This window comes from Roseibium sp. JB4-4, from assembly GCF_055693425.1.
The window spans coordinates 1,354,228-1,373,121 of the sequence record NZ_CM146333.1 but is presented as its reverse complement, the minus strand read 5'-3'; the positions used below and the strand labels follow the sequence as shown (position 1 = coordinate 1,373,121).

Here is an 18,894-nt window from a genome sequence, read left to right as displayed (position 1 = left end):
CACTGCCTGATCACCGCCACATAGGCCTTGATCCGTATCAAGGCTGGGCAGGCAACTTGTTTGCGGCCATAATCAGCTCTTGAGAATCTTTTCGGCACACAACACCAGGAGATGGTGTGATGGTTGAAACGGTGAGCGCGCAGACGCTCCCACAAGGTGCAAGCGGTTCATCATCTGCCAAAGGGCTGGAGCCAGGCACCGAGCTGAAAGCCAAAGTCGAGCAGAACATGCCTGGGGGCGTTGTTCGTTTGGCTACGGCAGAAACGAAACTGGACCTTCGTGTGCCGGCTCCGCTTCCTGTTGGTGCGGATGTGACAGTCACAGTTTCCGGCAGCCGTCAGCAACCCTTGATCCAGATATCGACCCTTCCGGAGGGCGGACAGGTTGCGAATTCTACAGGACAACAGCCGACGACGCCGGGCAATGGTGCCTCTGCACCACCGACAGCTCAGGGGGCGGGTGTATCAATCGGAACGGCGCTGCGACCTGCTCCGACAATGGCTCATATGCTGCAATCGGTTGCGCCGCCTGCGCCCCAATCTGAAGCCGGTTCCGCAGCGTTGAGACCCGGTGTACCGCCACTGGCGCAAAGTACCGCTCCTCGAACTCGTCCGTCCATTTCTTCACCGCTTCAGCTGCAACCTTCAGAAAGCGGTGTGAAACCGCCAATGTCGGCATCTGGATCGTTACCAAGCGCGGAACCTCGCGGCAGCACCTCTTCGCAATTCACAACGACGCAATCGGGCACATCATTTCAGGTATCGCCCCGGGTTCCGGGCACCGGTCAATTGACAGGAGCTCAAAATCCCGTAAACGCGCCCACACCCAGTGCCGGGGCACCGGGCTCTTTACAGGTTGGCGGCCGGTCCAGTGTTCAGATTTCCGGTCAATTGGCTGGTCCGGCAAGCGGACAGTTGGCAACGGTTGCCCCGCCGTCTCTACCGGTAAACACAGCACCCGGCAGTGCTCAAAGCCCTGCACAGGTATTCGGTTCCGAACAGGTCATGGGTGCGCCACGACAGTCTTTGAGCGCACCTCAGGCAACAGGTCAACAGTCGGCCAACCCTCAGCAGGTTCAGACGGCAGGCGCAAACCCAGGTGGGCAGGGAACACAAGCGACACCGTCCCAACCGGCTGCCACCGGCAACCAAGGAGTGCCTATCCCCAATGTGGTGGAACCACGACAAACACTGACCGGTCAAACGGTACAAACTCAAACCGCTTCCGCCGCGATAAACTCGGGTCTGTCGTCTGCGCCAAAATTAGGTGCCGGAGGGGTGCTACCCGCGTCGCCTTTGCCAAGCAACACGCCTCAATCGGGACAGGTTGGCCCAACTGTGCCTGCACGCGCGCAGTCCGCCTCTGCTCCCGTCTCAGGAGGACGTGCGCCGGCCCATCCGAATTCAGTCCCGTCACAGGTGGCAACAAGCACCAGCCTTGGAACCAATACGAAAGCAGCAGCATCGCGTACGCCCGCATCGCAAGCCTACGCTACGGCGACGGTCGGATCACCGGCAGGGCAGACCGCTGCCACTCAACAAAGGGTTTTTCAGCAGCCTGTGGTCCAGGCCGCTGCTCAACTGCAAAAACCGCTGACGGAACAACAGGCCAGCTACAGCGCACTGTTCGCGCAAATTGGCAGTCTCATGAGTGCGCAATCGGCGGGCAAAGTTTCCATGCCGGATGCGGTCGTCAAGGCGATGCAACAGATCTTGGGCTTGCGATTGAATGCGGGACAACCGCCGACTGCGCAGTCTTTGCAGCAGGCCGTGAGCCAGTCTGGTCAGTTTCATGAGGCTGGCCTGGCCAGATCCGTCGGTGGAAATATGCCTCTGCCTGATTTGAAATCAGTACTTTTGTCCTTCAAGTCGCTGTTGCGATCTATGGGAGCGGAGGAGCAGATTTCCAGACCTGCCGGACAAGCGGCGCCGCCTGCGCGGCACGGTTCACCGCAGGGGCAGGCACCGCAAGCCGCAAGCGGGTTTTGGGCTGGTGCAGCTGCGCAGAACTTGCAGGCCTTGTTAAAGGATACAGATGCCTCGCTCGCTCGGCTTCGGCTCAACCAGCTGGTCAATTCGGGCCTTGCAGGCGAGGAGGGACCAAGGGCAGCTTCACGCCCGATGGATGTTGTGCTGGAACTGCCGCTCGCACTGGGACAGGAAACGGCCATCATGCAGATGCAAATTGGCAGGGATGGAAATGGTTCGCACCAGGAAGACGACCATGAGCCGGCATGGCGGCTGCGATTTGCGCTGGATTTAACTGCAACCGGACCTTTGGAGGCTGCGATCAGTCTGCGTGGTGGCGGCACCTACGCCAGCTTGTGGGTTGACCGCAAGGAGACCTTCGACAATCTGAATTCGTTGCGGGAGACCATGGAAGCCGCATTTGCCGATGCCGGGCTCGATCTTCAGGAATTCCGGCTTATCCGCGGACTGCCGCCGAGAACTGCTGCCCGCTACGGCGCGTTGATCGATCGTCAGTCTTGAGGATGGCTGTCCGATGAGCGATCAGAGCAAAGATAAAAAGCTGGCAATTGCCCTCCAGTACGAAAATGAGGGTGCGCCCATAGTCACGGCCAAGGGTGCCGGAACGGTTGCCGAGCAAATTGAACAGATCGCGCGGGAGGCAGGCATCCCCATTGAGGAAAACCCGATGATGGCCGAGGCACTCTCGCAGATAGAAATCGACCAGGAAATTCCGATAGAACTATATCAGGCGGTCGCTGTCATGATTGGCTTCATCATGCGCACCGGGCAAGCGCAGAACCCGCCTGAAGAACCCGGACCGTCCTGAAGTCCAACGGGTCTCCTCTTCACCTCGTGACCGACTGTGCGAAAGCGCATGGCTGGAGCAAGGAAAACCTTGCAGCAGAAGCAATTCCCGATTAGGTCAACAAGACAGCTACATATTCGCGCCGCAGCATAGTCTTCCGGGCTGCCTTTCAAAGGGCGCAACCGAAAAACAGGATTCTTGACGAAAATGACGATTGTCGACGTACGCACACCCGATCCGAAGAAATTCATCAAGGGCGCGACCGGCGACTGGGAAATCGTGATCGGCATGGAAGTTCATGCCCAGGTCACGTCCGAAGCCAAGCTTTTTTCCGGTGCCTCTACTGAATTCGGCAAGGATCCCAATAACAACGTCAGCCTCGTTGACGCGGCCATGCCAGGCATGTTGCCGGTCATCAACGAAGAGTGCGTGCGACAGGCGGTCCGCACTGGTCTTGGCTTGAAAGCCGAGATCAATCTGAAATCGGTTTTTGATCGCAAAAACTATTTTTATCCGGATTTGCCGCAAGGCTATCAGATCTCGCAGTTCAAGCAGCCGATCGTGGGCGAAGGGCAAGTCCTGCTGGACATGCCGGAAGAGCAAGTCGAGATTGGTGTTGAGCGCCTTCATCTGGAACAGGATGCCGGCAAGTCGCTGCACGATCAGCATCCCTCCATGTCCTTCGTCGATCTGAACCGATCAGGTGTTGCTTTGATGGAGATCGTGTCCAAACCCGACCTGCGCTCCTCGGATGAAGCCAAGGCCTATCTAACCAAGCTACGCACAATCTTGAGGTATCTCGGCACCTGCGACGGCAACATGGACCAGGGTTCCATGCGCGCTGACGTCAACGTTTCTGTTCGCCGCCCAGGCGGTGAATTCGGTACGCGCTGCGAAATCAAGAATGTCAACTCGATCCGATTTGTTGGTCAGTCCATTGAATATGAAGCCCGCCGCCAGGTCGCGATCCTGGAAGACGGCGGCGAGATCGATCAGGAAACACGCCTGTTTGATGCCGTGAAGGGTGAAACGCGGTCTATGCGTTCCAAAGAGGAAGCGCATGACTATCGCTATTTCCCGGACCCGGATCTGCTGCCGCTGGAATTCACCCAGGGCTTTGTCGATGAACTGGCAGGCCACCTTCCGGAATTGCCGGATGACAAAAAAAGCCGTTTCGTGGCTGACTACGGGCTCACGGCCTATGATGCGGATATTCTTGTCGTCGAGAAGGCATCCGCTGATTTCTTCGAGGACGTTGCCAAGGGACGCGATGCGAAACTGTCCGCCAACTGGGTGATCAACGAGCTATTTGGCCGACTGAACAAGGAAGGCAAGGATCTTTCCGAAAGCCCCGTTTCCGCCGCGCAGCTTGGCGGGATTGTCGATCTGATCAAGGCCGGAACGATTTCGGGCAAGATTGCCAAGGATCTGTTCGAGATCGTGTGGACAGAAGGCGGTGATCCCGCACAGATCGTTGAAGATCGGGGCATGAAGCAGGTTACGGACCTTGGCGCTATCGAAGCGATTGTCGATGAAATCCTCGCCGCGAACCCGGACAAGGTCGAACAGGCCAAGGAAAAGCCGAACCTCGTAGGATGGTTTGTTGGCCAGGTCATGAAAGCCTCGAAAGGCAAGGCCAACCCGCAGGCAGTGAACGATCTGCTGAAGCAGAAAATCGGTCTGGAATAAGCCATGTCCACAGATGCTCCGCAATCGAATGTGGCATTGCCGATTACCGGTTCATGCCACTGCGGTGCCGTCTCTTTTGAAATGAACGCTGTTCCTCGATACGCGGTTGAATGCAACTGTTCGATCTGCAGAAGTCTTGGAACAGTTTGGGGGCACGGGCAGGAGCCCGAAATCACCATTCACGCCGCCCCTGAAGCGACAATCAGATATTTTCGTGGTGAGAAAGAACTGGCTTTCCACACCTGCAGGACTTGCGGTTCGACCACACATTGGGAAGCCGTGAAGGGTGAGGCCTTGGGCCGACTGGCAGTCAACCTGCGCCTTGCAGAACCCGGAACAATCGAAGCCATCGGACATCGCAAATTCGATGGGGCGGAAACCTGGACGTTTCTGGATTGAGCTTTGACGGTTTCACCTGATATCCTTTGTCTTTGATAGTTGAAGCAGGGCACCTGAGTTCTGCCGGTTGTCGCGATTTCCAGGAGCTTCGATGAACGCGGATCTTTCGAGCCTGCTGCTGGCCCTTGGCATATTCGCCGTTGGCTTTGTGAGCATTGGCCCCAACATTCTCGCCATCATCGGCACGTCCATGGAACGTGGGCGCCGGTCGGGTGCCCGTTTGGCGCTGGGCGTTGGTCTGGGGTCCGGCATCTGGGCAACACTCACCGTTGCTGGCCTTACCGCGCTGATTGCCGCCTTTGCCTATGCGATCACCGTTCTGAAAATTCTGGGCGCTGCCTACCTGATCTGGCTTGCTTTCAAAGCGTTCCGTTCTGCCGCCAGTAGAAACGGTCACATCGCCGTCAAAGCAGCCAGAGGTGACCGGCTCCTGTTGCAAGGACTGGCCATTCAGATGACCAACCCCAAAGCAGCCCTGCACTGGATCGCGATTGTTGGCGTCGGTCTGGGACCGAACGCGCCACTCTGGGTCGGGTTCGTGCTCATCGTTAGCTGTACGATCATGTCCGTTCTGGCTCATCTGGCATATGCTGTCACCTTCTCCACGCAGCCGGTCGTTACGCTTTATCGTCGCTCACGCCGTGTGATTGAAGCTGGGCTCGGCGTGTTTTTCACCTTTGCTGCCTTCAAGCTGGCGACCTATCGCGGCTGATCGCTAGGCAACCAAGTCTCAATAGGCTAAACGGCTGACAGTCTTGATCAAACCGCTGAGCCGCATGACCGCTAGTTTCGACAACAGCTCTTCTAAGGCGCCATTCTATGCCACACCCGTGGGCGTGTGGGCTATCGTGGCTCTCTGGGGCTTGTCACACCTGCTGTTGCGCGCGCTGTCGACACCGGTTCTCGGAACGGACGATATGTTCGAGAACGTGCTGGTTCAGACGCTTGAGCCCGGCTACATGCTACGCCAGCCACCACTTTACGAATGGCTTTTGTGGTCGGCACAACAGGTTTTCGGACCGACAATCTGGGCCGCGCTGTTCATCAAGTATGGACTGATATCACTAGCGGCGTTGTTCTTGTTTCTGATCGCGCGCAAAGCGCTCTTTGATCCGAGATTGGCCGCGCTCTGCGCATTTTCCTATTCGCTTTACTATCAATTTGGCTGGAACCTTCATGAGGGTGTGACCCACACTGTCGTTCTGACAACAGCTTGCGCGGCAAGCGCCTTCTTTTTTCTGAAGGCGCTGGAATCTGAAAAGCTGGCCTTTTACCTGCTGTTCGGAGCAGTTGCCGGTGCCGGGCTTTTGGGTAAGCATTCCTATCCGCTATTCGCCCTTGCCCTTGTTCTTGCCGCGTTAAGCGACGCCCATTGGCGCGGACGGTTCCGTTGGGCTGGCTTGTGTCTGGTGCCGGTCGCTGCGGCATTTGTCTACAGCCCCTATGCTCTCTGGATCTTGAGCGAAGGCTTGAAGTTGCTCGCCTCCGTATCCGACACCATGGGGGTAACCGCACAAACGCCGCATATTGCGAGGGCAGGCGAAGGGTTGGGAAAACTCGCCTTCGGACTTGTCGGGTTTTCCGTGCCGCTTGTCCCGCTTCTGATCTTGTTGTTCTGGCCGAGGTATCTGCGGCGTATTCAGCCTGACGGAGCTTCACTCAACGCGGTCGCACGCCTGTGCGGGCGGACTGTGCTGGTGATGATCGTCCTTACAGCTTTGCTGATCGTGGTGACCGGGGCGACCTATGTCAAAGAGCGGCACATGCATCCGCTGTTGCTGCTGTTGCCGATCTATCTGTTTGCCGACCTGGAGCGTTTTGAATTCAAAAGCCGTTGGCGCTGGCTTGCTGTTGTCATGCTGGCCGTGGTGGCTATTGCGTTTCTCGCCCGTGTTCCAGGCCTCATCGCGCCCGACAAGTTCTGGTGCGGCGGCAAGTGCCGGCACATGAAGCCATATGCAGATCTGCAGGCGCCGCTCTCTGAATTGGGTGCAGCTGAAGCGACCTTGATTGCAGACGACGGATATACGGGCGGCAACATGAGAGTGCTTTTCCCTGATGCGAGAATTGTCACCAAAGCCATACCGGCGCGGGTGCCGCCGCGCGGAAAGTGTTTCTATATCTGGGAGGAAGGTGACCGGGAGCCGGAGTTGCCTGCCCAGGACCGTTTCAGCAAAAACGCCTATTGGGATGCGGCGGATCCGAAGTCAGCGCGCTATTTGACCGGCAATTGGCCTCATCTTTGGAAGCGTCAGGGTTGGAGAACAACCTGGTGGGGCGTTGCTGAATTGGACCCGGATCAGCCGATTTGCAGATAGTGACCTGCTACGACCAACTGAAACATGCCCTGGACAGAGAAATCAGTATGAGCTCCACGATCCAAATTGAAAAAGCGTCTCCTGATCACTTGATGGAGATTGTCGAGATCATCAATGCCGGAGCGACTTCCGTTCGCAAGAACAAGGAATTTGGAGAATGGCAAAACTATCGCTCTGCCTTTGATGCTTTAAGGGACGCACCCGAGTGCGACATCTACGTGGCATTGGATGAGGCTGGTGCGGTTGTCGGAACCTATCAAATCCATTTCCTGAAAGGCATTGCCTTCAAGGGTCGGCCACGCGTGGAATTGGAAAGCGTTCATGTGCGCGCCGATCAGCGTGGCAAAGGCGTTGGCCGCACCATGATGAAACATGCGGAGGACCTGGCGCGCTCGGTGGATGCCTGCATCATTCAGCTGACCTCCAACAAGGAGCGTGAAGGCTCTCATCATTTCTACCGTCAGCTCGGCTACGACCAGAGCCACCTCGGTTACAAGAAAATGATGATGTGAGGCCGCTCACAAAGGTGCTCGCTGCCGAAATCGCAATCGCCAGCTGACGGGCTTGCCAGAACAAATCCTAGTTGCTTCACTGCGGTAGCGGTGCCCTCGGCATCTTAAATTCAAACAGGAACTTCCATGACCATATCGCAGGAACAACCGATCGAGCTCTATTTTTGGCCAACGCCGAATGGCTGGAAAGCGAGCATCATGCTAGAGGAGCTCGGGGTTCCCTATAACCTGCACCTGGTCAATATCGGCAAGGGCGATCAGTTCGCCCCCGAATTTCTTGCGATTTCCCCCAACAACCGGATGCCGGCCATTCTTGACCCAGAAGGTCCCGGCGGTGAACCGATATCCGTATTTGAGTCCGGCGCAATTCTTCAATATCTCGGCCGGAAGTTTCAGAAATTCTATCCTGACGACGAACGCAAGCGCGTGGAGACGGAAGAGTGGCTGATGTGGCAGATGGGTGGATTTGGGCCAATGCTGGGACAAAACCACCATTTCCGCCATTATGCGCCGGAAGAAGTGCCTTACGCGATCGAGCGATACTCCAATGAGACCCATCGGCTCTATGGCGTTTTGAACAGGCGGCTGGAAGGACGGGCGTTCATTGCCGCTGACGAATATACCATTGCGGATATTGCAACCTTCGGCTGGGCGCAGCGCTGGCAACGACAGAATATCGACCTGGAAGAGTTTCCCAATGTCAGAGATTGGCGGTTGCGGTTGGAGGCGCGTGATGCCGTTCAACGCGGTCTCGCTGTCGGTGCAGATCAGCAGAAAAAGCTGGTGATTGAGAAGGACAAGGCGGCCCAAAGCGTCCTGTTCGGGCAAAAGGCGCGGTAAGGCTACCTGATCGAATAAAAGTGGTCCTGCCTGTTACTCAATTGACTTTGCGCCAGACTTCCTTTTCGCAAACATTGAATACAACCCGGACGCAGCCTTGAACTTCGAGCGCTGAACCACCCTTCTTGCGTATGGTCGCGTTGGCGCTGAAGCCCCTGCGCGGATCATAGACCCGCCCCTTCCAGGCGTTGGGCTGCGACTTCATCCGCCAGAGCACCTTGAGTCCCAGGATCTTGCGGCCGCGTTTGCTGGCATCCCTGTTTTTCAGATCCGGCGTGTTTTTCATCGTATAGCCCTTGGGCGGCGTGAACCGCACAATTTTCCCGCAAGGCGCACTGCCGCAGGTGCTGATGTTGATGATAGCCCCGGCCGGTGTCTTCCAATTACCTGATATGTCGGGAGCTGCAGTTGCAGGAGGGGCTGCCAGGAAAAACAAAACCGGGATTGCGATCCCGAATGCGGATCTAAATGGAAACCGGAGCAAACTGAAATATGAAAGAGATGTCACGGAAATACCCCGCCGCGATGCCGATGAAGATTGCGCCACAATTTTTTACCAGCAAATGCGACGGGGCAATGGCCAAATCACCAGGATTTGGCAAACAGCACAGTTTTGTCTAATTGGCGCGGGTCCAGGTTTCACCCTTGCAGATCAACCCGCCCATCACGCAGCCTTCAAGTTTCAGCTTGTCGGCTGAGGTCAGTTCAATGAAACCGGTGTATGTCTTGCCGTCTTTAGCGTTGTAAACCTTGCCCTTCCACTGGTTGAATTTGGCCGTGGGTTTCATCGATTTGACGATCTGAGCACCGAGCAAGGGCTGCTCACGCAAAGAAGTATCGGGATTGTTGGTGTCTTTGCGTGGCGTTTTCAGCCAGATCAGTTTGCCGCAAAGAGCGGCACCGCACGAACTGATGCGGATTTTTGAGGCCCCGTTCGGGCGCACCCAGTCTCCCTTCGCGTCTGCGGCAAGAGACAGCGTTGAGGATGCGGCAACAACACCAGCGGCCAAGGCAGCCGCCGCGATCATGGATTTCAGCATTAAGTCCTCCCAATGCGGAATAAGATTCCGTTTACGGAAACGGAATGTATATGCTTTGAAAGCCTGCTGAAAACCCGTGTCCCAACGTCACCTGGCGGACTTTTTCCATCTGCTCACAAATTGTGAACTCAAACCCGGCGCATGTTTTCAATCCATTTCATGCTTTTGGCGGCGATGTCTTCCCAGCCATCTTCGAGCTGCATGTAGTGGCAGCGTCCTTCAATCACTTCGAAGGTTGCCAGGCTCCCATATCGGTCAGCCATGGTGAGGGCGGTGGAGGGGGAACGACTTTGTCTTCACTTCCGGACAAAAACAGCAATGGCGCTTTTGCGTTGGCGAAGTCGACCTTGGTGGTCTGGTTGACATCGTACATCCAGAAAAACAGTTCGAAGAGTACGGCTCCGGACTCCGTACCCAACCGATCGCAAATTTCGTGCTGTTGTCGCTCCGGCATGGTGTTGAGACCATAAGCGGCAAGCAATTCAAAGTCCTGCCCCGGCACCATTTCCCAAAAACGCCCTGCCGACATGAACATCTTGCCAAGTGCCCGCTCCATTTCGGTCGTGGGCAGAGTGCCGTGAATAATGCTGCTGTTTATCAGAACGCCGGCCTCAATTAGTTCGCGTGGGGATAACAGCTGAGCAATCAGTCCTCCGAGAGAGTGACCAATGACAATGGGGCGCTGCTCCATCTCCCGAATGTAGTGGGCAATATCCTCAACATAGTCCGCAATGCTTGCCCCCGTCAGCGTATCATTCCTGACGTCCCCTTCGGGAAGCCCATGCCCACGATAGCTTGGCGTATGGCAATCAAATCCTGCGTTCTCAAAATAAGACTTGAACGTTTCCATGGTCCAGGGCTGGGCATTGGTGCCATGCAGGAGGACGATTGGCGGTTTTGGCATTTTCTTTCACTCCGAAGCAGCGATGGTTTTCCCAAAAATTTCAGCCAAGACTGCACTGAATTTCCCGTTTGGTGAACAGAACGTTGAGAGGTCCTTTCAAATTTTGTGAGAATGTCACTGATATTAAAGAGGAATTCGCAACTGCATGCTTACCGGCAAGTAAATTTCAGAGATATTTAAATTTTTGTTCGCATTACGTTAAACCTGTATCTTAACTGGCCATTTAACTGCTCCTGCTGAAGTACACCTCAAGAAACGAAGGGGAAAGCTACAAGAAAGCTTACGTTTCTTCGGTCGCAATAAAGGAGTGTTTTCGCTCCGGTCCGACCGGCAAACAGGGGGAAGCATCTGGTGTTCCACGGAACCAAGAGAAGCTTCTGGAAAAACAGAGTAGGAAAGGGGAGCATCATGGCTCGTTTTGAAATTCATTCGGCTGATATGGCCATCATGGGCGGCAAGCCCGTTACAGCTGACATTCTGTTTCAGATGGGTCTGGACAGCGCTTGCGGCCGCAACGGCGCGACTGATCTGGTCACCGCACACAAGTGGTTCAACATTGCAGCTCTCAAAGGCAACCGGGATGCGGTTCAGTATCGTAAGGAAATCTCCAGTGAAATGAGCCCATCAGAAATTGCTGAAGCTCAGCGCTCCGCCCGTGAATGGCTGTCAATGCATTGAGCTGGTCAAAGGCTGCCGGCCATACGGCACCTCAACCGCAAACACCCATCTGACGCGGCAGTTGCATTTCAGTCCGCCGCGTCCGGATCTTGGTCGAAATTGTCGTAAGCTCAGCCGGAATGGGGTTAGTGAACTGGCGCTAGCCCATGCTCATCCCAGAGCGATCTTTCGATTTCCGCACCGAGTGCATATTCAAAGCCGATGATTTTTTGACTGCCTTTTTCAAGGCGGCACCGATAGGCAATTTCGTACCAGATACGATTGCTTCTGACGGCACCCGCCGTGACATGAAGCGTATTTCCCTTTGAAAATCCGTTCCTGAAAGCATGCGGTGCAAGTCGCGTCGGACGAAAATCCGGCCTGTCTTGACGGAGTTGTTCCATCGCTTCAAGCGCGCGCACCTGTTCGTGTTTGTCGGCACCCGTCAATGAGGCAAGTGCCACGCGCGCCTGGCTGGACCGGGGGCTTCTTAAGACATCCGCAGCCAGGAAAGATGTGGCGGTAACCCAGCTGTCAGCCAAAGGATTGGCTGGTTCTGTTTGAGGCGTTTCAGGAACGCCTTCTTCGCTTTCACCCGTCAAAGCGCTTCCATTTGGAGGGCCTGCGATGTCCAAGGTTCCTCTGGCCGCTGCTGGCGCTCGAACCAATTGCACTTCCACGGGTTCTTGGGGAGAGGTCTGTTGGGGCGGCCAGTAGCCGGCTCCTGTCAGAAAACTAAACACAGCAAGATGCAACAATACCGCGCAGACCCAGTCGAACCGGGTTGCGATGAGATGAGAGAGTGCAGCAGGGGCAGGTGGACTATAAATGTCACGCTCCGAACCTGACCAAAAGACGTGGCAAGCTCACCAAAGGAGTGCGGCTGAAGTATGGAAGGCTTGGATATCGTGCAACCTTTGTCTGTGCAAAATGTTTGCGTTTCACGAAAAGGCAATAGCGCTCAATTCCAAAAGCTGACGGGCGCCTGCCTTGCCAGCGAGACAAAGACCAATCCGCATTGCCGCGCTCACTTCTGACGGGCTATCCAACATGCAAGCCCATGGTAGCCAATGGGGAAAACGAATGGGCGTTCAAAAAAACGCCTTGAACTCCGAGGTTTTTGTTCGTACACGGAGCTTACCGGAGAGGTGGCCGAGTGGCTGAAGGCGCTCCCCTGCTAAGGGAGTATACCGGGAACGGTATCGAGGGTTCGAATCCCTTCCTCTCCGCCATTTCTTTTTGACAGCTATTTGATTTTTATCGGTGTTTGCGCAGGCCTAGCCGTAGATCTTGTCCAGAGCTCTGAATTTTTTGGGCGAGTAGCCGGTGTAGTGCTTGAATTCCCGTGACATATGAGACGAGCTGCTGAAGCCAAGGTCTTCGGCCAGGATCGATAGTGGCAAGTCTGATGAGTGCAATTCGTTCTTGACCAATGTAATCCGTTTCTTCCGGACATAATCTTGCGGAGAGACGTCGAATGTTGCCTGGAATTTCCGGACAAAATGCGAGCGGCTCATGCCAGCCAGAAGGTGCAGTTCCGAGATTTTCACACCCGTGCGGAGATTGTCTGCGATGTGCCGGAGCACAGGCGCCATGCGCCGGACGTCGCGCTGGCGCTTGAGATCCCGGTGTTTCGCACGGGTTCTGAAATGGGGAGAGAGCAGGGATAGAATCCGGCTGCGGACGAGGATTTGATCCGCAAAGAATTCGCTGGTCAGATTTTCGTCAATCATCGTCATGGACCGAAATGTTTCCGACGCTGATTGCGCTTGAATTTCGAAGCTCCAGGGATAGAGGTCCAGCACGTCAATGCCGCCCTGAACAGTCATTTTAAAACAAACATTTAACAATCTGAGATGCGACGGACACGAATAGTCGAAACGTCGCGTTGTCGGGAAGAGATAAGTCCGCCCCTCTGCAAGCTGGCAATGGTGGCCGTCGTAAGTCACCTCAGCAGAGCCTCCGGCAATGAAATAGAGCCGGTGATAGTCGTCATTCAGACGGGTGCCGTTCCACTCGGTGAGGTAGTCCGAGTTGTCGGAGTGAAACAGCACGATTTCCAGGCCGCTGATATCCAAAGATCTGCTCACATTTGGAATAAAAGAGATCACATCAGTGAATGATAATTGGCTTTAAATAAAGAGATTTTTTCAAAAATGGGAAATAGGTGCAAAAAAATGAAACATTGATGCATAGACAGTGAGGCGTCTCGCAGGCTGTATTTTCCAAGTATTTGAAGGCATCGACGCTCTGGGAGGACCAATGAGGATCGAGAAATTCGAGACCTGGATATGCAAGCGGGGGCACGGGGTGTTCGACGAGGCCCGTGAAGGCGCTGCCCCAATGCCTTGGGACTATGGTGTCGGAAAAATTGTGACAAGCGACGGTGTCGAGGGCCTCGCTACCTTCTGGGCCGCACGCTCCGGCGCTGTTACCGATGCGTACCTGCAGGACGTAATCGCTCCGGTTATTCTCGGTCGCAACATTTCAGACCGCGAACGTATCTGGCACGATTTCTGGAACATCGACCGGCACGGAGCTTTTTTCCCGTCTTCCTGCCGGGGCCCATCGATGTTGCTCTCTGGGATGCGGCGGCAAAGACCGTAGAACTCCCCTTGCACAGGTTTATCGGCAGCTACCGGCAGAAACTTCCCGTTTATGCCAGCAGTCTTTGGCTGGATTCGGTCCAGGCTTACGTGGATGAGGCGCTGAAATACAAATCGAAAGGCTTCAAGGCCTACAAGGTTCATCCTTGCGGTCCGTCCGATATGGACATGGAAATTCACACAGCAGTGCGCGCCGCTGTTGGCGAGGACATGATCCTGATGTCCGACCCGGTGTCCGAATACACCCTCTCCGAAGCGATCAAAGTGGCCAGGCAACTCGAGGATCTCAACTACAGATGGCTCGAGGAGCCATTCCGTGACTACGAGCTCGACAAATACGCCAAGCTTACCCGTGCCACTGATATTGAAATCGTTGGAACCGAAACCACTCGAGGTGGCCCCTGGGGAATTGCTCAAGCAATCAAGTTCGATGCGGTAAACACCGTCCGTGCAGATGTTTCCTGGAAAGCAGGGATCACGGGGACGTTGAAATCCTGTCATCTGGCTGAGGCTCACGGGATGAACTGTGAGCTGCATACAACGACTATGGGACCCATGGACATGGCGAACGTTCATGTCTCTTGCGCGGTTCGAAACTGCGACTTCTTCGAACTCTTTGTTCCAGAAGACATTTTTCAGGCTCCCATGCGCCAGAGCTACTACGACTTCATCGACGAAAATGGCGATATTCATGCTCCTGAGGGGCATGGGCTTGGCGTGGATATCGACTGGGATCTCGTCGATGACAACTGCGTATCTCATCGCAGCTACAGCAACTGATTATCGCCGACGCAGGAGGAAGCGGACGGAATAATCGAAAAGGGAGGAAGTAAACCATGAAACTGATCGCAAAACTCGTAACCGGTGCCGCGCTGAGCGCAATGACCATAGTTTCAGCCGCCGCTGAAGACGCCCGTTACGCTTGGTATGCGTCAACAGTGCATCCTTATTTCGACGAGGTGCAAAAAGGCGTCGACAAATTTTCCGAAGACTTCGGCGTCGAGGTCACAAAGCGCCTCGGTCAGGATTGGACGCAAGACAATCAGAACGAAAACGTTGCTGCCATGGCGGCGCAGGGTTTCAATGCGTTCAGCATTTTTCCGTCGGATGTGTCAGGCGCCAGGGGGCTTTATGAAGAGCTTGCCGAGCAAGGCGTCACCATCGTGGATTTTGGCCAGGCAACCAAGGAGCCTACACCGGCTGCCTTTTACGTCGGGACCCAGTTGAAAGAGGCGGCGATGCTCGCCACTGAAGAGCTGATCAAATCCATGGGCGGCAAGGGCAACATCATCAACGTTCTGGAAGTTCCCGGGGACAACACCCGCTTGCGTCAGGAAGGCGTCGAGGAGGTCGTCGCCAAGTATCCCGACGTCAAGATTATCCAGACTGTCGGTGACCTTTCTTCAATTGAAGACAGTGTCGAGAAGGTCCAAAACGCCATTGCCGCAAATCTTGGCAACATCGATGGTATGATCGCGACCGGTTACACGCCGACCGTTGCAATCGCCCAGTTGCTGACCGAGTACCATGAAAATGGCGGCGAACGCATCCACTTCTACGGTATCGACACGGATGCTGTTGTTCTCGACGCGATCCGGGCCGGCCACATAGATGGCACGATGGCGCAAAACCCATTCGGGCATGGCTACATTCCAATGGTATTGCTGAAAAAGCTGTCCGAAGGCTACAAACCTCGTGAAGGCGTGCATTCAATCGATGCCGGTGTCGTCCCTGTAACCGCTGATAACATCGATACCTATCATGCAGATATCTCTGCACTGACCAAAAACATCATCGACAATCTCGACAGCAAATATCTGACCAACTGATCCAGCTGAAAAACCTCGCGGAGCCGGTCTTCCGGTTCCGCGAGCCATGCTCATATGTCAACGACAGGACCCAGCTGTGTTTCTCACCAGACTAAAGTCGGGAAAGATCATCACGGGAGCAGAGTCAGGCATCATTGGTGCTGCCTTGATCCTGGTGATTTTGTTCACGCTCTCTTCAGACAGTTTTCTGACCCAATACAATCTGTTCAATCTCACGCGTACGCAGTCACTTTACATCTTTGTCGCTCTTTCTCAGGCGGTGATGCTCGCCACCGGTAACATGAACCTTTCAGTAGGGGCGATTGCAGGACTGACTGCGGTGATATTCGGTTATTCCGTCGACACGCTCGATCTCGCATGGCCGCTGGCTCTGCTGATTGCATTGGGCGTTGCCTTGCTCGCAGGTGCCTTTAACGGGTTCGTCATGACCGTTCTCGGTGTGAACTCATTTATCGTGAGCTTGTCGACCCTCTTCATCTTCACCGGGTTCGTCTATGGAATTTCGGAAGGCTATTCCTACCGGGAGATCCCAGCGGACTTTGTAAGGATTGGTCGCGGCAACTTTCTGGGGCTACCCTATCTGTTCTACCTCATGGTCGGGACCTTGATCGCCGTCTGGTACATGTTCCGGTACACTGTTTTCGGGCGGCAGGTGCTTGCGACAGGCAGCAATCTGGAAGCTGCAAAACTCTCCGGCATCAACACCGGCCGCATCATCATGGGAGCCAATCTCCTGTCGGCGTTCTTTGCTGGCGTCGGTGGGTTGCTTTGGGTGTCCCGACTCGGGTCGGCTCAGCCCGCCATCGGCCAGAATTGGCTTCTGATTTCATTTGCAGTCGCGATCATCGGTGGAACAGCGCTTGCTGGTGGCCGTATCACTGCCATCGGTCTCTTCTGTGGCGGCCTGATCATGGTACTGATCAAGAATGGCCTCATCCTGGTACAGGCAAATGTCTACTTCGAACAGGCGTTTTTGGGATCGATCATCCTCCTGACGATATTGCTCGACCGGGCACGTGAGGTCTGGAGCCGCAAGGCTGGAAAGTCATGACGCTCGAGCTCAGAAACATAAGCAAGTCCTTTCCCGGTGTGAGAGCCTTGGACGATGTGTCGGTCACATTCAAACCGGGCGAGGTTCATGCGTTGCTCGGTGAAAACGGCGCGGGCAAGAGTACCTTGATCAAGGCCATCTGCGGCATTCAAAGGGCCGACCAAGGCACGATCTCGTTGGAAGGTGTCCCACTCAACCTGTCGTCCCTGAAGGACGGTATGCGTCACGGCATAACTATCGTGAACCAGGAAATCCAGGTGTTTTCGGAGAGCAGCGTCGCCGAAAATATCATGATCGACAAACTTGAAAAGTACCGCAGTTTTGGCGGGATTTCCTGGAAGCGTCTCAATGCCGATGCCCTGGAATATCTAGAGCTTGTCGGACTTGAGATTAACCCGGAGACACCCATTGGGGGGCTGAGTGCCGCGCAGAAGCAACTTGTACAAATTGCCAAAGCGCTCTCCAGCAAGGCGACTGTCATTTTGTTCGACGAACCGACTTCATCCATTACCGCAAATGAAGTCACCAAACTGTTCGAGGTGATCGAAGACCTCAAGGCCAAGGGCTACACTTTGATCTTTGTGTCCCACAAGCTTGAGGAAGTGCTTGAGATCTGTGATCAGGTAACCGTGCTCCGCGATGGCCGCCATGTCGGGACGCGATGTATCTCGGAGCTGGACAAGGAAACGATCATCGAATTGATGATCGGCCGGAAAATTCAGATCGAAAACTTCGCCAGGCTTGATACCGATCCAGATGATCTGGTCTTGAAGGCAAAAGAATTGTCGTCGAAAGGTCTGTTCGAAAACGCATCGTTCGATCTCCGGCGCGGTGAGATTTTGGGCTTTTACGGATTGGTTGGTTCCGGGCGAACCGAACTTGCCAAGACGATTATCGGCCACTTTCCCGTCAGTACCGGAGCGCTTTCCGTCCATGGGCGCGATGTCAAGATCCGAAGCGTCGCGGACTGCATCAAAGTGCACAACATCGGTTACGTGTCGGAGAACCGCAAGGAAGACGGCCTCTTTCTCGATTTTGATATCGAAACCAATATGACGATGGCGATCTGGAAGAAAATCCAGCATCCCGTAACGCGCGCCATCAACATGACTGAGCAACGCAATGTCGCAAACGGGTTGATGACGGCGCTGGATGTGCGCGCGACGGGCATCGACCAGCGCGTCGGCAATCTGAGCGGTGGCAATCAGCAGAAGATATCGATTGCAAAATGGCTTGCCGCGAATTGCGATATCCTGATCATCGACGAACCGTCGGTTGGCGTCGATATTGGTGCGAAGGCCATGATTCACAAGCTAATTTGGGATCTTGCCAAAGTTGAGAAGAAATCGATTATCCTGATTTCCTCAGACATGCCGGAAATGATTTCACTGGCCAGCCGGATACTAGTTTTCAAGGAAAAGCGCATTACGGGCGTGGTTCCGGGCATCGCTGAGCCCGGGCAGACCTACGACACTTTGAGCCGTGGGATCGGGAGATTGATGGCATGAGGACAATTGAAACGCCCTTCCGCCTGGACGGGAAAGTAGCTTTGATCACGGGTGGGGGAAGCGGATTGGGGTTGGCCATGGCCCGTTGTTATGTTGCTTCCGGTGCCAAGGTCCTGATCGCGGGCAAGACAGAGGCGAAGCTGCAGGCTGCGGTTTCGGAACTTGGCGAATGCGCCTCCTATCATGTTGCCGACATTACCTCAAAAGGTGCGGCACGCGAATTGATCAGCACCTGTGTTGAGCGTTATGGGGGCCTCGACATACTGGTCAACAACGCTGGAAACCACGTCAAGAAACCACTCCTTGAAACGGAAGTGGAGGATATTCAAGCCATTCTGGACACCCATGTTCTGGCGGCATTCGAGTTGAGCCGCAGTGCGGTTCCGGCCATGAGCGCTCGGGGGGCGGCTCCATCCTTTTTATCGCATCGATGGCTTCATATCTCTCCGTACCGCAGGTCATCGGATATACGGTGGCAAAATCCGCCGTTCTCGGGCTTGTCCGGGGAATAGCGGCGGAAATCAGCTTGGAAGGCATCCGCATAAATGGAATTGCGCCAGGATGGATCGAGACGCCCATGACGGCGAAGGCACTGGACAACGATCCGGAACGCAAGAACAAGATTATTTCAAGAACACCGATGAAGACCATGGGCAAGCCGGAAGATATCGGCTGGGCAGCGACTTATCTTGTCTCCGATGCCGCAGCCTTTGTGAACGGTCATGTGCTGGTCGTCGATGGTGGAGCCCTTAGCGGATTTTAAAGA

Annotated in this window: 19 protein-coding genes, 1 tRNA gene and 1 pseudogene; 16 read left to right on the top strand and 5 right to left on the bottom strand. The window is 54.9% G+C overall.

Annotated elements, in window-relative coordinates:
• Positions 1-119: 119 nt before the first annotated feature.
• The 8 genes from fliK (at position 120) to ACZ1HV_RS06325 (ending at position 8,533) form a co-directional block, all read left to right on the top strand.
• Positions 120-2,489, top strand: coding sequence for a flagellar hook-length control protein FliK (fliK, locus tag ACZ1HV_RS06360; RefSeq protein ID WP_472717628.1), 2,370 nt, complete (start codon positions 120-122; stop codon positions 2,487-2,489).
• Positions 2,490-2,502: 13 nt separating this feature from the next.
• Entirely contained in the window at positions 2,503-2,796 is a 294-nt protein-coding gene (locus tag ACZ1HV_RS06355; RefSeq protein ID WP_298958202.1) for an EscU/YscU/HrcU family type III secretion system export apparatus switch protein, read from the top strand.
• A gap of 186 nt (positions 2,797-2,982) precedes the next feature.
• Positions 2,983-4,464: an Asp-tRNA(Asn)/Glu-tRNA(Gln) amidotransferase subunit GatB gene (gene gatB / locus ACZ1HV_RS06350; protein WP_298816080.1), complete on the top strand. Its 1,482-nt coding sequence runs from the start codon at positions 2,983-2,985 to the stop codon at positions 4,462-4,464.
• 3 nt (positions 4,465-4,467) lie between these two features.
• On the top strand, positions 4,468-4,863 hold the full coding sequence (locus ACZ1HV_RS06345) for a GFA family protein (RefSeq protein ID WP_298816082.1): 396 nt from the start codon (positions 4,468-4,470) through the stop codon (positions 4,861-4,863).
• A gap of 91 nt (positions 4,864-4,954) precedes the next feature.
• Positions 4,955-5,575, top strand: coding sequence for a LysE family translocator (locus tag ACZ1HV_RS06340; RefSeq protein WP_298816084.1), 621 nt, complete (start codon positions 4,955-4,957; stop codon positions 5,573-5,575).
• A gap of 64 nt (positions 5,576-5,639) precedes the next feature.
• Positions 5,640-7,181: an ArnT family glycosyltransferase gene (locus ACZ1HV_RS06335; RefSeq protein WP_472717627.1), complete on the top strand. Its 1,542-nt coding sequence runs from the start codon at positions 5,640-5,642 to the stop codon at positions 7,179-7,181.
• Positions 7,182-7,228: 47 nt separating this feature from the next.
• The gene (locus ACZ1HV_RS06330; RefSeq protein ID WP_298816088.1) at positions 7,229-7,693 is read left to right on the top strand and encodes a GNAT family N-acetyltransferase; all 465 of its coding nucleotides are present in this window, start codon (positions 7,229-7,231) and stop codon (positions 7,691-7,693) included.
• Between the two features lie 126 nt (positions 7,694-7,819).
• Positions 7,820-8,533, top strand: coding sequence for a glutathione S-transferase N-terminal domain-containing protein (locus tag ACZ1HV_RS06325; RefSeq protein ID WP_472717626.1), 714 nt, complete (start codon positions 7,820-7,822; stop codon positions 8,531-8,533).
• A 37-nt stretch (positions 8,534-8,570) separates the two neighbouring features.
• On the opposite strand, the gene ACZ1HV_RS06320 is transcribed toward ACZ1HV_RS06325, so the two are convergent.
• The 3 genes from ACZ1HV_RS06320 to ACZ1HV_RS06310 form a co-directional block, all read right to left on the bottom strand.
• Positions 8,571-9,041, bottom strand: a complete 471-nt coding sequence (locus ACZ1HV_RS06320; RefSeq protein WP_472717625.1) for a DUF2147 domain-containing protein — start codon at positions 9,039-9,041, stop codon at positions 8,571-8,573.
• Positions 9,042-9,150: 109 nt separating this feature from the next.
• The gene (locus tag ACZ1HV_RS06315; RefSeq protein ID WP_472717624.1) at positions 9,151-9,573 is read right to left on the bottom strand and encodes a DUF2147 domain-containing protein; all 423 of its coding nucleotides are present in this window, start codon (positions 9,571-9,573) and stop codon (positions 9,151-9,153) included.
• 223 nt (positions 9,574-9,796) lie between these two features.
• On the bottom strand, positions 9,797-10,477 hold the full coding sequence (locus ACZ1HV_RS06310; protein ID WP_472717623.1) for an alpha/beta hydrolase: 681 nt from the start codon (positions 10,475-10,477) through the stop codon (positions 9,797-9,799).
• Between the two features lie 438 nt (positions 10,478-10,915).
• Here ACZ1HV_RS06310 and ACZ1HV_RS06305 point away from each other — a divergent pair, with 438 nt between their 5' ends.
• On the top strand, positions 10,916-11,155 hold the full coding sequence (locus ACZ1HV_RS06305) for a hypothetical protein (protein ID WP_472718407.1): 240 nt from the start codon (positions 10,916-10,918) through the stop codon (positions 11,153-11,155).
• A gap of 125 nt (positions 11,156-11,280) precedes the next feature.
• Here ACZ1HV_RS06305 and ACZ1HV_RS06300 read toward each other — a convergent pair whose 3' ends face one another.
• Entirely contained in the window at positions 11,281-11,769 is a 489-nt protein-coding gene (locus tag ACZ1HV_RS06300) for a DUF930 domain-containing protein (RefSeq protein WP_472717622.1), read from the bottom strand.
• Between the two features lie 507 nt (positions 11,770-12,276).
• Here ACZ1HV_RS06300 and ACZ1HV_RS06295 point away from each other — a divergent pair.
• A tRNA-Ser gene (locus ACZ1HV_RS06295) sits at positions 12,277-12,366 on the top strand.
• Positions 12,367-12,411: 45 nt separating this feature from the next.
• Here the strand turns inward: ACZ1HV_RS06295 and ACZ1HV_RS06290 are convergent.
• On the bottom strand, positions 12,412-13,212 hold the full coding sequence (locus ACZ1HV_RS06290) for a helix-turn-helix domain-containing protein (protein ID WP_298958193.1): 801 nt from the start codon (positions 13,210-13,212) through the stop codon (positions 12,412-12,414).
• 184 nt (positions 13,213-13,396) lie between these two features.
• On the opposite strand from ACZ1HV_RS06290, the gene ACZ1HV_RS06285 reads away from it, so the two are divergent.
• The 6 genes and pseudogenes from ACZ1HV_RS06285 to ACZ1HV_RS06260 all read left to right on the top strand — a co-directional run bounded on the left by ACZ1HV_RS06285 (position 13,397) and on the right by ACZ1HV_RS06260 (position 18,891).
• Complete coding sequence (locus ACZ1HV_RS06285; RefSeq protein ID WP_472717621.1) at positions 13,397-13,741, top strand: hypothetical protein; 345 nt, start codon at positions 13,397-13,399, stop codon at positions 13,739-13,741.
• Positions 13,742-13,749: 8 nt separating this feature from the next.
• The gene (locus ACZ1HV_RS06280) at positions 13,750-14,520 is read left to right on the top strand and encodes an enolase C-terminal domain-like protein (RefSeq protein ID WP_472717620.1); all 771 of its coding nucleotides are present in this window, start codon (positions 13,750-13,752) and stop codon (positions 14,518-14,520) included.
• Positions 14,521-14,576: 56 nt separating this feature from the next.
• On the top strand, positions 14,577-15,569 hold the full coding sequence (locus tag ACZ1HV_RS06275) for a sugar ABC transporter substrate-binding protein (RefSeq protein WP_472717619.1): 993 nt from the start codon (positions 14,577-14,579) through the stop codon (positions 15,567-15,569).
• A gap of 76 nt (positions 15,570-15,645) precedes the next feature.
• Positions 15,646-16,620 carry an ABC transporter permease gene (locus ACZ1HV_RS06270; protein WP_298982610.1) on the top strand — a complete coding sequence of 325 codons (975 nt, stop codon included), beginning with the start codon at positions 15,646-15,648 and terminating at the stop codon, positions 16,618-16,620.
• Positions 16,617-18,128 carry a sugar ABC transporter ATP-binding protein gene (locus ACZ1HV_RS06265; RefSeq protein WP_472717618.1) on the top strand — a complete coding sequence of 504 codons (1,512 nt, stop codon included), beginning with the start codon at positions 16,617-16,619 and terminating at the stop codon, positions 18,126-18,128. The genes ACZ1HV_RS06270 and ACZ1HV_RS06265 overlap by 4 nt, the downstream gene beginning before the upstream one ends.
• Positions 18,125-18,891: pseudogene (locus ACZ1HV_RS06260) on the top strand (SDR family NAD(P)-dependent oxidoreductase). Before ACZ1HV_RS06265 ends, ACZ1HV_RS06260 begins: the two are co-directional and overlap by 4 nt.
• The last annotated feature ends 3 nt before the right edge of the window (positions 18,892-18,894 follow it).